At 39.8% G+C, this 17,203-nt stretch carries 8 protein-coding genes; 4 read left to right on the top strand and 4 right to left on the bottom strand.

The genetic code is table 11. From position 1 onward, the window contains the following. Nucleotides 1-40 precede the first annotated feature (40 nt). From C825_RS20710 to C825_RS20700, 3 genes are read left to right on the top strand one after another with little or no spacing between them, the layout of a single operon-like run. Nucleotides 41-1,486 (top strand): ATP-binding cassette domain-containing protein, encoded by a 1,446-nt coding sequence (locus tag C825_RS20710; protein WP_044215155.1) that lies wholly within the window; start codon nt 41-43, stop codon nt 1,484-1,486. Between the two features lie 11 nt (nt 1,487-1,497). Beyond that, the gene (locus C825_RS20705; RefSeq protein WP_010800006.1) at nt 1,498-3,249 is read left to right on the top strand and encodes a DUF6057 family protein; all 1,752 of its coding nucleotides are present in this window, start codon (nt 1,498-1,500) and stop codon (nt 3,247-3,249) included. A gap of 11 nt (nt 3,250-3,260) precedes the next feature. Beyond that, nucleotides 3,261-4,721, top strand: a complete 1,461-nt coding sequence (locus C825_RS20700; RefSeq protein WP_010800005.1) for a TolB family protein — start codon at nt 3,261-3,263, stop codon at nt 4,719-4,721. A gap of 52 nt (nt 4,722-4,773) precedes the next feature. Here C825_RS20700 and C825_RS20695 read toward each other — a convergent pair whose 3' ends face one another. From C825_RS20695 to C825_RS20680, 4 genes are all read right to left on the bottom strand, one after another. Beyond that, the gene (locus C825_RS20695) at nt 4,774-7,662 is read right to left on the bottom strand and encodes a M16 family metallopeptidase (RefSeq protein ID WP_010800004.1); all 2,889 of its coding nucleotides are present in this window, start codon (nt 7,660-7,662) and stop codon (nt 4,774-4,776) included. A 107-nt stretch (nt 7,663-7,769) separates the two neighbouring features. After that, entirely contained in the window at nt 7,770-8,555 is a 786-nt protein-coding gene (locus C825_RS20690; protein ID WP_010800003.1) for a hypothetical protein, read from the bottom strand. A 30-nt stretch (nt 8,556-8,585) separates the two neighbouring features. Beyond that, nucleotides 8,586-10,133: a RagB/SusD family nutrient uptake outer membrane protein gene (locus C825_RS20685; protein WP_010800002.1), complete on the bottom strand. Its 1,548-nt coding sequence runs from the start codon at nt 10,131-10,133 to the stop codon at nt 8,586-8,588. A 32-nt stretch (nt 10,134-10,165) separates the two neighbouring features. Continuing rightward, nucleotides 10,166-13,306 carry a SusC/RagA family TonB-linked outer membrane protein gene (locus C825_RS20680; RefSeq protein ID WP_228100084.1) on the bottom strand — a complete coding sequence of 1,047 codons (3,141 nt, stop codon included), beginning with the start codon at nt 13,304-13,306 and terminating at the stop codon, nt 10,166-10,168. Nucleotides 13,307-14,030: 724 nt separating this feature from the next. Between C825_RS20680 and C825_RS20675 the strand changes: the two genes are divergently transcribed. Further along, a complete protein-coding gene (locus C825_RS20675; protein ID WP_010799995.1) occupies nt 14,031-17,198 on the top strand; it encodes a SusC/RagA family TonB-linked outer membrane protein in 3,168 nt (1,055 codons plus the stop codon). Nucleotides 17,199-17,203 lie beyond the last annotated feature (5 nt).

Genomic DNA, 17,203 nt, shown 5'->3' with positions numbered 1-17,203 from the left:
ATAAATAAACTCTTTACCTTTGGGGGACAAATTAACAACAATGGAAAAGAGTAAAACAATCGTTAATATAAATAATGTAGTAACCCGTTTACCGGAACTGCGTTTTGCAGAGCCATTCAGCTGGGAAATCAATGAAGGGGAACAATGGGCAATAGTCGGACCTAACGGAGCTGGTAAAACATTGATTGCTGACCTGATGCAGCGCAAGTTTGCATTGAAAGAGGGAGAGGTGACGTTCAGTTATGATGACAAAATCAGTAACCTGATAAAAAGTATAGCATTCAAAGACATTTACTCATTAGCTGATTGCCGGAATTCTTATTACCAACAACGCTGGCACTCAACGGAAACCGATGAAGTGCCGACTGTAGAAGATATTTTGAAAGAATATTCCGGTACAACGGATTTACATCAGATACTCTCATTTTTCGGTATTGAGGACTTGCTGCCTAAAAAACTCATTTTTCTTTCCAGCGGGGAACTACGTAAATTTCTTATCGTCCGTTCTTTATTGAACCATCCGCGTATTTTGATACTGGATAATCCTTTTATCGGTCTGGATGCGGCTTCGCGTGATGTGTTGGTTCATTTACTACAACAAATGGCGAAGCTGGATAATGTACAGGTTATTCTATTGTTGTCGAATCCGGATGACATACCGGAGATGATAACTCACGTTCTGCCAGTCTATAACCGTACACCTTATCCTTCTCAGACACGTGCTGATTTCATGGGCCGGACAGACTTGTTGGAACATTTGTTTCCCGGTTATTCCGGGGATATTTCATTACCCGCATCGAATAAAGAACCCTCTGCCCATGAAGTGACGTTCCGTATGGAGCATGTCTCCATTAAATATGGTAGCCGCACTATTTTAAAAGAACTGGACTGGGAGGTGAAAAATGGAGAGAAATGGGCGTTATTCGGTCCCAATGGTGCCGGAAAATCAACTTTATTAAGTTTGATTTATGCAGATAACCCTCAATCTTACGCAAATACCTTATATTTGTTTGACCGGAAACGGGGATCGGGTGAGAGTATCTGGGATATAAAAAAGAGGATAGGATATGTTTCTCCGGAGATGCATCTCTTTTATATGGAGAATGTGCCCACTTTAAATATCGTCGGTTCCGGATTTTTTGATTCTATCGGATTGTATCGTAAATGTACGGAAGAACAACAGTTTATAGCTTTGGCTTGGATGCGTGTATTTGGGATTGAAGAATTGAAGGACCGTTCGTTCCTGACATTGTCTTCCGGAGAACAACGATTGGCTTTACTGGCCCGGGCTTTTGTGAAAGATCCGGATTTAATTATTCTGGACGAGCCGTTGCACGGACTCGATATCAGTAATAAACGGAAGGCTGCCCGTATTATTGAGCAGTTTTGTGAACGGCCGGGAAAGACATTGATTTACGTCACTCATTATCCGCATGAATTACCTTCGTGTGTTGATAAACGTTTTGAATTGATTAAACATGCTTAAAATATAATACCATGAAATTGAAAGTCACAGCTTTCTGGTTGGTTGTATTGGCTGCTTTGTTCATTTTTCTTCAGGAATATAGCAAGTTCCATTTCTTTTTTATCGAACAAAGTCAGTTATTTCAATTTACCGGTGAGTATATTTCAGAGAAACTGGCTATGCCTGGTGGGTTTGCATTAACCTTATCTGAGTTTTTGGTGCAGTTTTTTATCTATCCCTATGCCGGTGCCGGAATTACTGCGGGACTGTTGCTGTTAACCGGATTAGGAATGAGAGGGATTGTTCGCCGGATCGCTCCGGACACGAATTGTTTCCTGCTTTATCTGATCCCGATTGTTTTGATTATGTTCCTCCATTTTGATTTTAATTATCTAGTTTTTGGAACGATAGCATTCAACATGATGCTTTGTGCTTTGTATTTCTGCCTTTGTATATCGACAGACAAATGGCGGATGATAGCAGAGATCATTATAACACCTTTGCTTTATGGACTGGCCGGGTCTGTAGCATGTTTGTTTGCTTTGTCGGTGGTAGTATATGAGTTCTTTAATAAAACTCCCCGGTTTTACTGGTCGTTATTTTCTGTTGTTCTCGCTCTTCTTTGCGGGGTCTGCAGTGTCTATTTCTCGATGCTGGGGGAATATCGTTTTGCTTTCTTGCCGGATGCTTACTATCATACTGCATTGGAACCGAAAACTGTCATCTATTATTCATGGATTTCGTTACCTCTGATCCTGATTGTCGCTTTTCTGTTGAGGAAAAGGAAGAAAGATACCAGTAAAAAACTCCTGATTGCCGGCGGAATCTTTCAGGTAATCCTTTTATTTGTATTATGCTGGTGGGGAATACCTGAATATGGAGATAAGAAATCAGCCAAAGTGAAAGAACTCGACTATTATGCAAGGACGGAACAATGGGATAAAATAGTGGAAAGCAGTCAAGGCACGTTGACTAATTATCTGAATATGTGTTTTTTGAATCTGGCATTATCTCAAAAAGGAGAGTTGGCAGATCGTTTATTCAGTTTTGACCAAAGAGGACCGCAGGGAATAATGGTCGGATGGAATAAAACAGAGCAGATATCCTCTTTATTGAGTGATATTGCTTTTGCCATGGGAAATCCGGCGATGGCTCAGGAAATGGCTTTTGAAGCATATGCAACAGCCATAGGAGAGGGGAATCCCCGTATGTTAAAGAGACTTGTTCAGACAAATATTATTTATGGGGAATATCCGGTGGCGGAGAAGTATCTGAATATATTGGAGAATACATTTTATTATAAAAAATGGGCCGGTGAACATCGTAAATTTTTATATAATGATGCTGCTGTAGAGCAGGATCCGGTGCTGGGACCAAGGCGCAAATGTTTACCGAAAGAGAACTATCTTTCAGAGATAAACTATATCGAAAAAGACATGCGTATGATCGCTGAAGCCAATCCGGAAAATAAAGCGGCCATCGAATATCTGGGAGCCTTTCTTTTATTGGCAAAGAATATGGATGGTTTCAAAGGACTGGTCGAAACTTATTATGGAACGGAGGTGCTCCCTGTGTTGCCGAAGTCTTTCCAGGAAGCAGTGATCACGTTGTCGGAAGCGGAACCGGATTATTGGAAACGTTTTGATATTTCTCCCTCCGTCATGCAACGTTTTGCAGAATACAAGAAGCAGGTTCTGGCGAACCGGAATAATAAGAGTGCCCTCCCCGGACTGTTGCGCAGGGCTTACGGAGATACTTACTGGTTTTATTTTATGTTTAAATAAAGGAATGGGATATGAATGGAAATTATAAATATATAGCATTGCTGGCCTTGTTTTTTTCTTGTTCGGATTCGGTTCAGGTGAGTGATACGTTAAGCGAAAGACCTGCTATCTTCCCGGATTACACCGATATAACGATACCGGCAAATATCGCTCCGCTGAATTTCTCTTTGGAGACTCCTGTTGAAGATGCACGTGCTGTTCTGTCATTCTCGGATCAGCAGATAAGAGTGAAGGCGAAGGATAACCAGTTCGTTTTTCCTGTTTCTAAATGGAAAAAACTATTATCGTCTGCGGCAGGAAATGAGGTAAAGGTTGTTGTTCAGGTGAAAGATAAAGGGAAATGGGTGGAATATGCTCCTGTTAAATGGAATGTGGCGGCAGAACCGGTCAATCCTTATATAGCTTACCGTCTGATTGCACCGGGATACACTTTATGGAATAAAATGGGACTTTATCAGCGTAACCTGGAGAATTATACCGAGATGCCTATTATCGAGAATAAGATGAGTGGCAGGAACTGTGTGAATTGTCATTCATTTTGCATGCAGAATCCGGATAAGATGCTTTTCCATATGCGTGAAACATATCCGGGAACTCTTCTGATAGATGGCGATAAGATAGAAAAACTGAACACGAAAACCGAGCAGACAATATCCTCTTTGGTCTATCCTTCCTGGCATCCTTCCGGAAAATATGTGGCATTTTCTGTAAACAACACCAAACAGGGTTTCCATGCCAACGACAGGAACCGTATAGAAGTGTTTGATGAGGCGTCGGACGTTGTTGTCTATGATGTGAAAAAACATGAGATTGTAACTACGGCTAAGTTGTTTTCCAAAGATGCTTTTGAAACTTTCCCGACATTCTCTCCGGATGGAAAAACGCTTTATTTCTGTACGGCTCCGGCACGTCCTATTCCGGAAGAGTTTTCAGAGATCAAATATAATTTATGTGCTATCGGATTCGATCCTGACAGCCGGAGTTTCGGTTCAAAGGTAGATACTTTATATAATGCAGCAGTTTCAGGTCAGAGTGCTTCTTTCCCCCGGGTATCTCCGGACGGGAAATATTTAATGTATACAGTCTCGGGTTATGGAAATTTCTCAATCTGGCATAAAGATGCGGATTTGCAGATGGCGGATTTGTCAACAGGAGAAAGCATACCGTTAGATATATTGAATAGCGATGATGTGGAAAGCTATCATTCCTGGAGTAGCAATAGCCGTTGGGTTATATTTAGCAGTCGCCGGATGGATGGATTATATACACGTCCTTATATCGCTTATATAGATGAAAAAGGAAATGCATGCAAACCGTTTTTATTGCCTCAGAAAGATACCGGCTTTTATGACCGTTTTATGATGTCATATAATATTCCGGAGTTTATTACCGGAAAGGTGAAAGTCGGTGGCAGGGTGTTAGGACTGAAAGCGAAAGAGGATAAAGGGATAGATGTGAAGTTCGCTAAATAAAAAAAGCCGCTTTTAAGCGGCTTTTTTATTAGTAATATTAGTTGATTTTCTGTTATTTGGAAGAAAAAAGTTTGTTCTTATTTATCCGAATGACTTTTCCGTATTTCGATAACTCATCCAGATTAATTCGTTTGGGGTCGCCTATTATACCGATAGCAACCGGGCGGCCTTTTACGTTTTGTTGATAGAATTTTACAACATCCTCAAATGATAAATTCTGGATTTTAGGTAATTGTGTTTTGGCAGGATCTTCGGTATAACCCAAACGCTTCCATGCTTCATACACTTGGCTTCTTGAACGGAAATCCGGTTTAGCCGTTTGAAGACCTTCCCTCAAATAATCTTTTATGCCACTGATGCGGTCTGCATATTCAGGCATTTCTGTCAATAGATTCATAAAGACATCAATTGCGTCTATCGTTTTATCTGCCTGGGTACCGATATATCCTTCGAAGTAGGCATTTTTATTAGCCAGAGGTGGCGTGATTTCTCCACCATCTGCGGTATAAGCCATAGAACGGTATTCACGAACTTCCTGCATAACCAATCCGCCGAATCCGCTTCCAAAATATTTGTTGAAAGCTTTGTAATAAACGTCATCTTCAACCTTAAAAGGATTACCTTCGACATAAAAATAAATCTTGCTTTGCAATGCATCGTTATCGGATACGAAATAGATCGTATTTTCTTTATATTGAACACGATCCTTTACAACAGGTGAGTTACTTGTCTTTTCTGTAGCTTTCAAAGGAAGGTTCTTGCTTAAAACATCGTAAACATCATTGAAAGGCATTGAACCCACATAATGAATTTCTGCTTCATAATCTGTGGCCCGATTGAATTCTCCTGTAAGACTGCTGATTGTTAGATTGATAATATCTTCCAATGGCATACGATCCAGATATTCGGATTTGTTTTGATACAGTAAATAGTCATGTAAGGCTCCTTCCAACAAATTTTCATTTTTTTCTTCGATAGCGCGCATCTGATAAGCAGAACCAATCATATTATTTAATTGTTTCTCATCAAGTTTGGGCATAAGGATCTGACGAGTCAGCAAATTACAGGAAGCTTCAAGATTTTCTTCGTAACCAGACATAGAGACATAAAGGTAATTGTCATCTACACCAAAATTACAAACTGCGCCTAGGGCATTGAACTCCTGCTTTAACGCTTGCGGTTCATAAGCTCCCATAATACCGGCATTGTTCATCAAATCGACGGCATATTGCAACTGTGGCATTTCATGAGTTCCGACTCCATATTTCAAAGTCAGTGTAAAAATAGCATTTTCTTTATTTTGTGTATAGAATAGCCGAGAGCGTTCATTGACTTTCTTGACCTGGACAGCATCGAACTTTTCATAAACCGGATCAACTTTACGAACCGGTAGCTTACGGAATTTTTCAGCATATTGTGATATCACTCCGCGTTCCGGATTGATCGGGTCATATTTGGGCTTGGATAACTTTTCAGCTTTAGGTGCTTTTCCCGGTTGATAGTTCAAGGCAATATAATTTTTATTGAAATATTTATTCGCAATCGCCTTTACCTGATCTATACTGATTGTTTTTACTTTTTCCTTATAATTCAATACATTACTAATGTCTTCATTGCAAATGAATGTAGATAATATTTTTTGCGCTTTATTATAGGAAGATTCGAAAGAAAGATCAAAATCACGAATGAGAGTAGCTTTGACAGAGTTAAATAATTCTTCATCAAATTCTCCTTTCTGTATTTTAGAGATTTCTGCAAGCAACATTTTCTCGAGTGATTTTATTGATTCAAAACGACGCTGGTTCACATCGTAATAAGGGATTCCGAGTATTAATATACGACCTTGTTCTTTAAAATTGATCAGGCCTGCATCTGCTCCCAGAACATCTCCGGACAAAGATAATTTATCCAGTAGCCCGGTACGATTGCGGTTGGATAACATATTTATGCAAATAGTAAGAGCCAGTTCGTCTGTATGTCCTGTCGGAACACCTTTAAAAGCTAATCTTAAAGTTGGAAAATCTCCCATTTTAGCACTATATTCAGTGCGACCTTTGATCTCCATCTCCGGATAGCTTTTTCGTTCCGGACTTTTTTGAGCTTCTAAACGGCCGAAACGGTCATTGATTAATCCCATTGCTTCTTTAAGTTTGACATTTCCGACCAGAATTAAAACCATATTTTCCGGGACATACCAATTATTATAGAAGTCTACCAAACCTCCTAAACGAGGATTCTTTAAGTGTTCCTGTAAACCTAATACTGACCTGGAATAGGGATGACCGGGAAAAATATGTTTCAACATAAAATCCTGCTGTAATGATCCTTGCATATCCTGACTTCTGTTAAATTCTTCATAAACGGTTTCCAATTCTGGCTGGAATGCACGGAAAACCGGATTGATAAAACGTTCTGAATTCAGATCGAGCCACTTATATAGTTGTGAGGGAGGAAACGAACTAAAATACATTGTCTCATCATATCCGGTCATTGCATTCAGCATCTTACCTCCCATATTTTCAGTCAGTCCTGCAAATTCATTTGGGGCCGTATATTGGGCAGCTTCTACTGTCAGTTTATTAATCTCAAGTGAGATAGCTTCTTTTTTTACAGGATCTGGCTCATTGGCCATTTCATCATATTTGGTAATGATTTGCTCATATAAAGGTTTTTCTTTTTCCCAATTCAAAGAACTGATCGATTGGGTACCTTTAAACATCATGTGTTCCAGGTAATGTGCCAGTCCTGTTAAGTCTTCCGGATCATTTACCGCACCAACTTTTACTCCGACTAAACCAAACACATCATTTTTCGTACTATCTTCCCATATATATACAGAAAGTCCGTTTTTAAGTTTAAAACCTTTCAAACCTTGTGCTGAAACCGTGAGAGAAGAGGCTACAGCGATTATCAGTAAAACTAATGAATAGAATTTTCTCATTTGTATCAAGTTTATAAATGTTGTTGATTCAATAGAAAACAAAAAAGATACTGTCTTACTTAAGTAGAATAAAACAGTATCTTTTTCATATTAATGTATGTTATATGTTATTCCGGAAATTCCAGTATTTCAACAGCTTCATTGGTATATTGAGCTAACTTTCCATTTAAGTAGACAACAAAGAATGCCGAAATATTATATTTATTTCCAACTTTTTCTGTACCGGTACAATACAAAGAAGTCATACCGTAAGTATCATCTTTATATCCTGTTTCTTGTATTGCAATATTATCTATTTCTCCATTTGCATCTGTTGAGAAGATGATGGGATAACCTTCCACATAACAATCCGGTAACCGATATACATCTGCTTCAACAGCTTTCTCAATAACCTGTGGCCAGGATTCTCCGAAAATATTGGATGTGAACGTTCCTGTACCTATTGAATTAAAGGTTAACTTGCGTTGAGCTTTTACCGTGATAGAATTAACGTTAGTAGGAGAGGCTTTAGCTTCATCAAATCCTAAAGTTAAAACATATTGGTCTGTTACTCCCAATAAATTGATATCTTTATAAGTAATAACTGCTTCTGCAACAGATTTTCCATCTTCGAACGTCAGAGTTGGATTTTCCAATGTAAACAACTCTTCAGTTCCTTCGGCAGGAGTAAAGGTCAGTTCAAGAGTAGAAGTTCCCTGTGTTGTTCCGCGATAGACAGGAACAACGATCTTGTTTCCATCCGTTGCTAACATTTCGACTTTCTGTGTAGCTCCGGCAAAAGCATAAACTGCACTGTCTCCACTGTAAACGACACCATCATGCTCTGAACAACCAACGAATGCCATTGCCATTAGAATCAGCAAGGATAACGATTTGAATATATTTGATTTCATATTTCTATTGCTTAATTATTAAACATGTCATTAGAATGGATTCTGATCGGATGCGCTGATATTGGCATTACCGTCTATTTCCGATTGGGGCAATGTCATTATGAACGCATTGGAACCGGCATTTGTATCTACATTCTTAACCAATTCGGTATGATTAGAGCCGCTATAATCACGATCGAAGCCCAGTTTTAAACGTTGCAAATCGAATATACGTCCTACTTCGCCCCATAATTCCACACGGCGCTGGAATAAGATTTCATCCATAAGAGTCTGCAGCGGAGCTACTGTATTCTGATTATAAGAATTAGAATCGGAGAATTTTGCCAAACGAACCGCATAATTGCTGTCGCGTACGCTTCCTAATTGTGAAATTAGCTTCCGTGCTTCAGCATAATGTCCTAAGTGACATTCTGCTTCTGCGGCGATAAGCACCATTTCTTCTCCGCGCATATAAATATAATCACCGGTACGGCTGGTTACATTTGCAAACTTGAATTTTACCTGACAATAAGGCAACATAGATGTACCACTCACTATTTCGTCTTCACTCAGGTCACCTCTCCACCAAGATTTCCGTTCATCTGTCTCGGGCATATTGTTGTATAACCAACTGGAAACACATTTTTCTGCACCTGAAGCATACATTCCTTCAGCATCAGCATCCATGTGACTGAACAAGGAGGCGAAATGTTGACTTTGATCTGCTATAACTTCTACACCCCACAATACATCGGCATTTTTTACACTATTAAATCCGGTTAATGAACTAACAGGAAGAACAGCTTGCAATCCCGGCTTTTTCAAAGCCTCTTTGGCAGCAGCTAGTGCGCCTTCATAATTTTGTTGAACGAGGCAAACACGTGCCTTGATTCCGTTCGCTGCATAATAGTCGATATGAGATGGATGTTTTTGTTCAACACCACAATCTTTCAATAGCGAGATGGCTGTTTCCAAATCTGAATTGATCTGTTTATAGACATCTTCCACAGTACCACGCGGTTTACCTTCAGATGAGCTTGTAGTCGGTTCCGTATATAAAGGTACTCCGGGAGCCGATTCATTTCCTTTATAAGTCTGTTGATACAACTGGATCAATTGGAAATAAGAGAGTGCTCTCATGGCATAGGCTTGTCCTACAACGCTGTTTAAAAGATTCTGATCACCTCCGGCATCCGGTGCTTGGGCGATAATGTAATTGGCATTTGAGATCAGCGTATAATGAAGATTCCAGAACTGATATGGACGTCCTTGCTTATGTGTATAATCCTGACGAACATTAAAACGGTAATCTTCATAAAACCAGCCTTGTCCTTGTCCAAGCATCAGGTGGTCTTCTCCCATCAAATCGCCAGCTAAATAGACACCGACAAATCCGGGATTTTCGTCAGCCCAACCTGTACCCCAACCAGCTACATAAGTAGCACGATAAATACCATTCATCGCCGTTTCAGCACCATTGGCATCGCTAAATATAATTGTTCCGCTGACTTTATCGGTCGGATTTGTTTCCAATTGGTCGTTACATGCTCCCAAAGTAAGTAATCCGACAGCAGATAATATATATATTACTTTTTTCATTTTTTTTCGTATTTATATTTTACTGGTTCTGCTTAAAATTTAACATCTACACCGAAAGAAATAGTTCTTGAAGGTGTATAAACAAATGTAGTACCACCGCTGAAGTTATATTGCGGGTCCATACCTTTCAAATGAGAGAATAACACCAGATTATCGGCTGTAGCCGTGAAGCGTATCTCTTTCATGAACATTCCCTTTGTCAATCTGGTCGGCAAAGAATAACCTAATGTGATATTTTTAATCGCCAAATAAGAAGCATTGATCAAATCGGCGTCTGTGATAGGATACGCTTTACCAATTTCAATTTTAGGTACGTCGGTAATATCTCCCGGCTGTTTCCATGCCCTTTCCAGGTTTTTATGTTTGGCTTGTCCGACATAGTTTCCATACATAAAGGTATTATATACGCTATCCAACACTTTACCACCGATCGAATAAGTACACATGATGCTTAAATCGAAACCTTTATATTTGAAATCGTTTGTGAATGATCCGTACAAATTCGGAATACGGCTACCCATAATCTGTTTAGAAGCTGTAGCTTTGTTTATATTGGAAGAGATGTAAGGTTCTCCCGGATTGCCATTTTCATCCGTATCCCAAACCCAATACAATTGGCTACCTGTCGCGGGATCTACTCCGGCAGATTTTGCTGTATAGAATGAGTTAATCGTTTCACCTTCCTTTATGATATAGTTTCCGCTAATGATTTCTGGTTTATCAGCCAAATGCAATACTTTATTCTTGATAGTCGATCCCATCAAGGTCAGGTCCCAGGTAAAATCATTCGTGTTGACCAAACGACCGTTTAACGTAATATCCCAACCAGTGTTGCGCATGCTACCGATATTTTTCAAATAACTGTCGAAACCTAAAGAAGAAGCCATCGGGTAATCGAGCAACATATCCGTTGTTTTACGGTTGTACCATTCGATAGATGCTGAGAAACGATCGAATACTTTAGCTTCGACACCCACGTTCAGATTACCGTTTTGTTCCCACTTCAAATTCGTGTTTTCAAGAGAAGATACTAATGCACCACTCATGGAGGCATTAGGCCAACCTAAATCATAGAAAGATTGCCAAGCATATAATGTACCGACGTTGTCATTACCCTGAACACCATAGCTAGCCTTCACTGACAGATTATTCAACCAGTCCACATCGCTTAGGAATGCTTCGTTATTCATGCGCCAGTTTGCACCGACCGACCAGAATTTACCCCAACGATAATCTTTGTTGAAACGAGAAGAACCATCTGTACGGAAGCTGGCCGACAAATAATATTTGTCCATATAATCATAGTTTGCTCTGAACAAATAAGATTCGATCGTATAAGAATCCTTTAGAGAACTAGCGTCTGTGATAGTAGTAGCACCAGCTAATTCATAGATACCTCCGAATGGGAAACCGGACTTGGTTGCACTCAAAGAACTCACTTCGTAATCATAATATTCGTGACCGGCTAAAAAGTCAATGTGATGTTTGTCATTGAACTTTCTATCATAAGTCAGTAATTGGTTGAATGTATAACTGAAATAACGATAGTTAGACTTGGCCAGCATACCTTTTACACTGGCTGCATTTCCGAAATAAGGATTATAATAAGTAAAGTTATTTCGGTTCACATAATCAAAACCGAAGTTCGCTGTCAATTTCAATCCTTGAAGGGGACCGTCTTTCAAATCACCCAAACTGATATAAGTACGTCCACTTACGTTATCGTCGTTTGTTCCGTATTTGTCATCAAACAAAGTTGCAATGCTATTAAAATTGGCATTTGCTCCTGCGGGACGAGTTGAACCATAATCAAACATAGGTGCACCATCGGCGCCATACATAATTTGTCCATTTTCATCCAATTGATGTACAGGGAAAATAGGAGCCATCAATTGAGCCGAGTAGAAAATATTTGATGAAGCAGAAGTAGATGTTTGAGAAGTATTACTCTTCGTATGGGCAAAGTTTGTACTCAAACCAGCGGTCAGCCAATTTTTATATTCTGTATCCACATTGATACGACCCGTGTAACGTTGAAAGTTAGTAGTCTTTAACAAACCGTCTTCATTCAGGTAGCCTAAAGAAAACATGTATTTTGTTTTATTCTGAGAACCGGACATGTTCAATACATATTCCTGACGTAACGGATTGTTTGCTGTAGCTTCATCCATCCAATCTTCATGATAACGTAATGTTGCATCAGAACGGACCTTACCTGTAACCGGATCAATTAGTTCTGCAATAGGAAAGTTAAACGGATTATACATCTGGTTAGTACCAAAGATCGCTTTAGCTCCGCTTCCCATAGCTGTTAATGCAGCAACACTTGCTGCTTCAGGAGATAATCCGTTACTTGCAATCTGATCATTTTTATATGATTGGAAAATCGTTTCCAGATAACCTCTTTCATCCATTGTCTCATATCTGGGGATAGCACGTGAAGCAATACCCCAATTTGCTTTCAAATTGACAAGTAAAGCACCATCCTTACCTTTTTTAGTTGTAATCATCACAACCCCGTTTGCACCACGAGATCCATACAACGCACCGGCAGATGCATCCTTCAATACAGTCATCGACTCGATATCGTTTGGATTGATTGCATTGATATTACCGTCATAAGGAATACCATCTACCACATACAACGGGTTTTGAGATGCTTTGATAGAACCGAAACCACGAATTACGACAGAAGAACCAGACCCCGGCTGTCCGGAACCCGATGTTGTCTGTACACCGGCCACTAGTCCATCTAATGCTTTACTAACATTAGCGACGGTTCTCTTTTCGATCTTTTCATTTTTGATGATTTCGGCAGAACCAGTAAATGATTCTTTCTTCGCAGTACCATATGCAACTACAACAACCTCATCAAGAGATTGATTATCAGTCTGCATTAGGATTCTTAAATTAGATTTTACTTCGATCTCTTGAGTCTTCATACCCACGTAAGAAACTACCAGAGTCTTTGCAGAACTTGGTACATCCAAAGAGAACGCACCATCAAAATCAGTCACTGTACCGACCATCGTACCCTTTACGACAATCGATGCACCAATAATTGGCTCATTATCATCCGCCGAGATAACAGTACCTGTTACCTTCGTCGTCTGAGCAGTCGCCATCCCAATACCTAAAATTAGGCAAAACAAAAGATAAGTCAACTTTTTCATAGACACACTTTTTTATTTAACTTATAAATAACTAATTTGCACTATATTTGTGAATACTTTGCCAAAAACCTATTATAAAACATACCTGAGAGACCGCAAATGTAATAATAAATTTATTATAACAACTAAATTCTAATAACTTTTTACAAAAAAAGGACTGTTAATTAACAAAATAGCAAGTAAATCGGGTATTCCGGAAGTGAAACAGCTGCTGTTATTTTAAGATTTCCGACAAACAGACGATTTAAAATTATCTATTTTTAACCCCTTGCCTTTTACACTTCAGGCTAAGATTTATTTGACCTAAAAACCGCTGGGGACCACCCCGGTAGAAAAGCCTCGCGATTTTTTCGTTTCATTTGCCCCCAAATAAAGATGATGGATTGAAACGCAAAGCAAGTCAAAAAATATCGGCTACTAATTTTCTGTGAAAAAATATAGTCAGTCAAATCCCTCTTTTTTTGAAAATGAGTAGTAAATAAAGTCATTTCTATTTCTGTTCTAGCTAGATAGAAAATACATTGAAAAGATACCCACATGTATATCCTGTTACTTCTTTTAAATCTTTCGCCCTTGATTTTAGATTCGTTTACGCATTTTATACCAAGTTCTGCAAAGACTAAATAAAATCTTAACAAGTCTTATTTTGTCACTTAACTATCTAATTATATTGCACTTGTATATATATGGTAAATTCTATTAGTTTAATAAATAATGTGTGTTTATGATGAAAAAGTTCACTTTTATTCTGCTGTGCCTCGTAATAGGTATAAGCACTGTGGTTGCTCAGAACACGAAAGTAGCAGGTTCTGTTATTTCCGCTGATGATGGGCTGCCGGTTATTGGGGCGTCGATTGTTGTGAAAGGTACAATGGTCGGTATAGTGACAGACTATGATGGTAACTTCACGTTGGAAGTTCCTTCTAACGGTAAAGTACTGATAGTTTCTTACGTCGGTATGCTTACACAAGAAGTACCCGTTTCCCCGAATGTAAGAGTAGTTTTAAAATCAGATACTCAGAATCTGGATGAAGTTGTTGTTACAGCGATGGGTATCTCTAAAGAAAAGAAAGCATTGGGTTATGCTGTCCAGGATGTAAAGGGAGAAAAATTGACTCAGGCCGCCAATTCAAACTTAGCCGGCGCATTGCAGGGTAAAGTTTCAGGTTTGGATATCAAGCCGTCTTCCGGTATGCCTGGTGCGTCTTCTCAAATCACGATCCGTGGTGCACGTTCTTTCTCCGGTGACAATACTCCGCTGTATGTAATTGATGGTATGCCTGTAACAAGTACACCTGACGTTGATACGGATTTGCAGAACAATGGTAGTGTGAGCGGTGCCGACTTCGCAAATCGTGCGGTGGATATCGACCCAAACGATATTGAAAGCATCAATATCCTGAAAGGTCAGGCAGCTTCTGCTTTGTATGGTATCCGTGCTTCTAATGGTGTAATCGTTATTACGACTAAAAGTGGTAAAGGTCTGGCTAAAGGCAAACCTCAGATTAGCTTTTCTTCTAACCTGAGTTTCGATGTAATCGGACGCCTCCCTGAATTCCAGAAAACGTATGCGCAGGGAGCTTCAGGAAAATACAGTCCTACTAACAGTTTGTCATGGGGACCTAAAATTACAGACCTTCCTAATGATCCGACTTATGGCGGAAATACAAGTAATGCATATACTAAAGAATATGGAAATCATGAAGGTATGTATTATCAACCTCAACGTGCCGCAGCAGGTTTAGACCCTTGGACTACACCGCAGGCATACGACAACGCCAAAGATTTCTTCGATACCGGCGTAACCTGGAGTAATTCTATAAATGTCGCTCAGGCTTTGGATAAGAGTTCTTATTCCGTTTCTTTAGGTAATACTCACCAGGATGGTATCATTCCTAGTACAGGTATGGACAGATATAATGTAAAAGTAAGTGCAGAAACAAAACTGCATGACAATTGGACTACCGGATTCATCGGTAATTACATTACTACGGCAATCGATAAGGCAGTTACTTCGGGTAACGGTTTGCTGAGAACTGTTTATTCCGCACCTCCAAGCTACGACCTGGCAGGAATCCCTAGCCATATCGCAGGCGACCCTTATACACAAAACTCATTCCGTGGTGCATTCGACCAGGCATATTGGGCGATGGATAATAACAAATTTACTGAAAATACAAACCGTTTCTTTGGTAATGCGTATGCAAACTACAAAACGAAGTTTGGTACGACAGACCATACATTGAATGTAAGATATATGTTCGGTGTCGATTCATATACAACAGACTATGTCGATAGCTACGGTTACGGAAGTAACACCGGAGGCGGTAAAGGCCAAATCGAAAATTACGGTTGGACCAATGCGACCTACAACTCGTTGCTGACAATTAATTATGACTGGAATATCAACGAAGACTGGGGATTGAATGTAGTTGCCGGTAACGAAGTAATCCAGAGCAACAGAGGTAAATATTATGAATACGGAACAGGTTACAACTTCCCGGGATGGAATCATATCGACAATGCAACGACTCAGTCCACTTCATCCGAACACTGGAAGAAAAGAACTGTCGGATTCTTCGGAAACGTATCCGCTTCTTATAAAAACATGCTTTATTTAACCGTGACAGGGCGTCAGGACTATGTTTCAAGCATGCCGCGCGGAAACCGTGCATTCTTCTACCCTTCTGTTTCTGCAGGTTTTATCCTGACAGAACTGGATGCGCTGAAAAACGATGTCGTTAACCACGCAAAGATTAGAGCTTCTTATGCAGAAGTGGGACAGGCCGGCGATTTCCGTGAAAACTTTTATTCTGTACCGACATACGGAGGAGGTTTCTATTCTTTAACTCCAATCTTGTATCCGATTAACGGCAGTAACGGTTATACGCCTTATTACAAAATTTACGACCCGAATCTGAAGCCTCAGAATACACGTTCTTATGAACTGGGGACAGACCTGAGTCTCTTCGACAACCTGGTAACATTAAATTATACATTCTCTCGTCAGAATGTAAAAGACCAGATATTCGATGTGCCTCTGGCTTCATCGACCGGAGCCGGCAAGCTAGTGACAAATGGTGGTAAACTTCATACGAACGTACATGAAATCACTTTGTCTTTTAATCCGATCAGAACGAGAGACATAAACTGGGACTTCGGTTTCAACTGGACAAAAATAGACAATTACGTTGACGAACTTGCTCCGGGTGTGGAAAATATCAGCCTGGGAGGTTATGTAACTCCGCAGGTACGTGCTGCTGCCGGCGAAAAATATCCGGTAATATACGGTGTCGGTTATAAGAGAGATGCTAACGGCAATCGTCTGGTTGATGAAAACGGTCTTCCTATTGCCGGTGAAGCACAGGTTATCGGTAAAGTATCGCCTGACTTCATTATGGGTTTCAACACGACATTACGTCTGTGGGATTGTACAATCAGTGCAGTACTTGACTGGAAGCAAGGCGGACAAATGTATAGCAGAACATCCGGTCTGGCAGACTACTACGGTGTAAGCAAGAGAACTGAAAATCGTGAAGGAACTATCATTTTTGATGGTTATAAAGAAGACGGTACAAAAAATGATATTGGCATTACAGGTGCAAATGCGCAGCAAGAATATTATAGTATCCTGAATAATATTGATGAATCTTCAATTTATGATAATTCATTCATTAAACTTCGCGAAGTAGCAGTAAGTTATCCGGTATTCAAAAGCAATTGGATGCAGGTTACTCTGAATGTTTTTGCAAGAAATGTCCTTATCTGGGCACAGGTTCCTGATTTGGACCCGGAGGCCAGTCAGGGTAACAACAACATGTCTGGTGCATTTGAAGACTATTCAATGCCTCAAACAGCCAGTTACGGTTTTGGAGTCAATGTTAAATTTTAATTCGT

The organism is Parabacteroides sp. ASF519 (assembly GCF_000364265.2).
GTDB lineage: Bacteria > Bacteroidota > Bacteroidia > Bacteroidales > Tannerellaceae > Parabacteroides > Parabacteroides goldsteinii.
The sequence above is the reverse complement of the archived record's forward strand: the minus strand, read 5'-3'. Positions and strand labels throughout refer to the sequence as shown.

What these genes read in the sequence shown, in the direction of transcription:
- C825_RS20700 (WP_010800005.1), top strand. Translation starts at nt 3,261, where the DNA reads ATGAATGGAAATTATAAATATATAGCATTGCTGGCCTTGTTTTTTTCT.
- C825_RS20695 (WP_010800004.1), bottom strand. Translation starts at nt 7,662, where the DNA reads ATGAGAAAATTCTATTCATTAGTTTTACTGATAATCGCTGTAGCCTCT.
- C825_RS20690 (WP_010800003.1), bottom strand. Translation starts at nt 8,555, where the DNA reads ATGAAATCAAATATATTCAAATCGTTATCCTTGCTGATTCTAATGGCA.
- C825_RS20705 (WP_010800006.1), top strand. Translation starts at nt 1,498, where the DNA reads ATGAAATTGAAAGTCACAGCTTTCTGGTTGGTTGTATTGGCTGCTTTG.
- C825_RS20685 (WP_010800002.1), bottom strand. Translation starts at nt 10,133, where the DNA reads ATGAAAAAAGTAATATATATATTATCTGCTGTCGGATTACTTACTTTG.
- C825_RS20680 (WP_228100084.1), bottom strand. Translation starts at nt 13,306, where the DNA reads ATGAAAAAGTTGACTTATCTTTTGTTTTGCCTAATTTTAGGTATTGGG.
- C825_RS20675 (WP_010799995.1), top strand. Translation starts at nt 14,031, where the DNA reads ATGATGAAAAAGTTCACTTTTATTCTGCTGTGCCTCGTAATAGGTATA.
- C825_RS20710 (WP_044215155.1), top strand. Translation starts at nt 41, where the DNA reads ATGGAAAAGAGTAAAACAATCGTTAATATAAATAATGTAGTAACCCGT.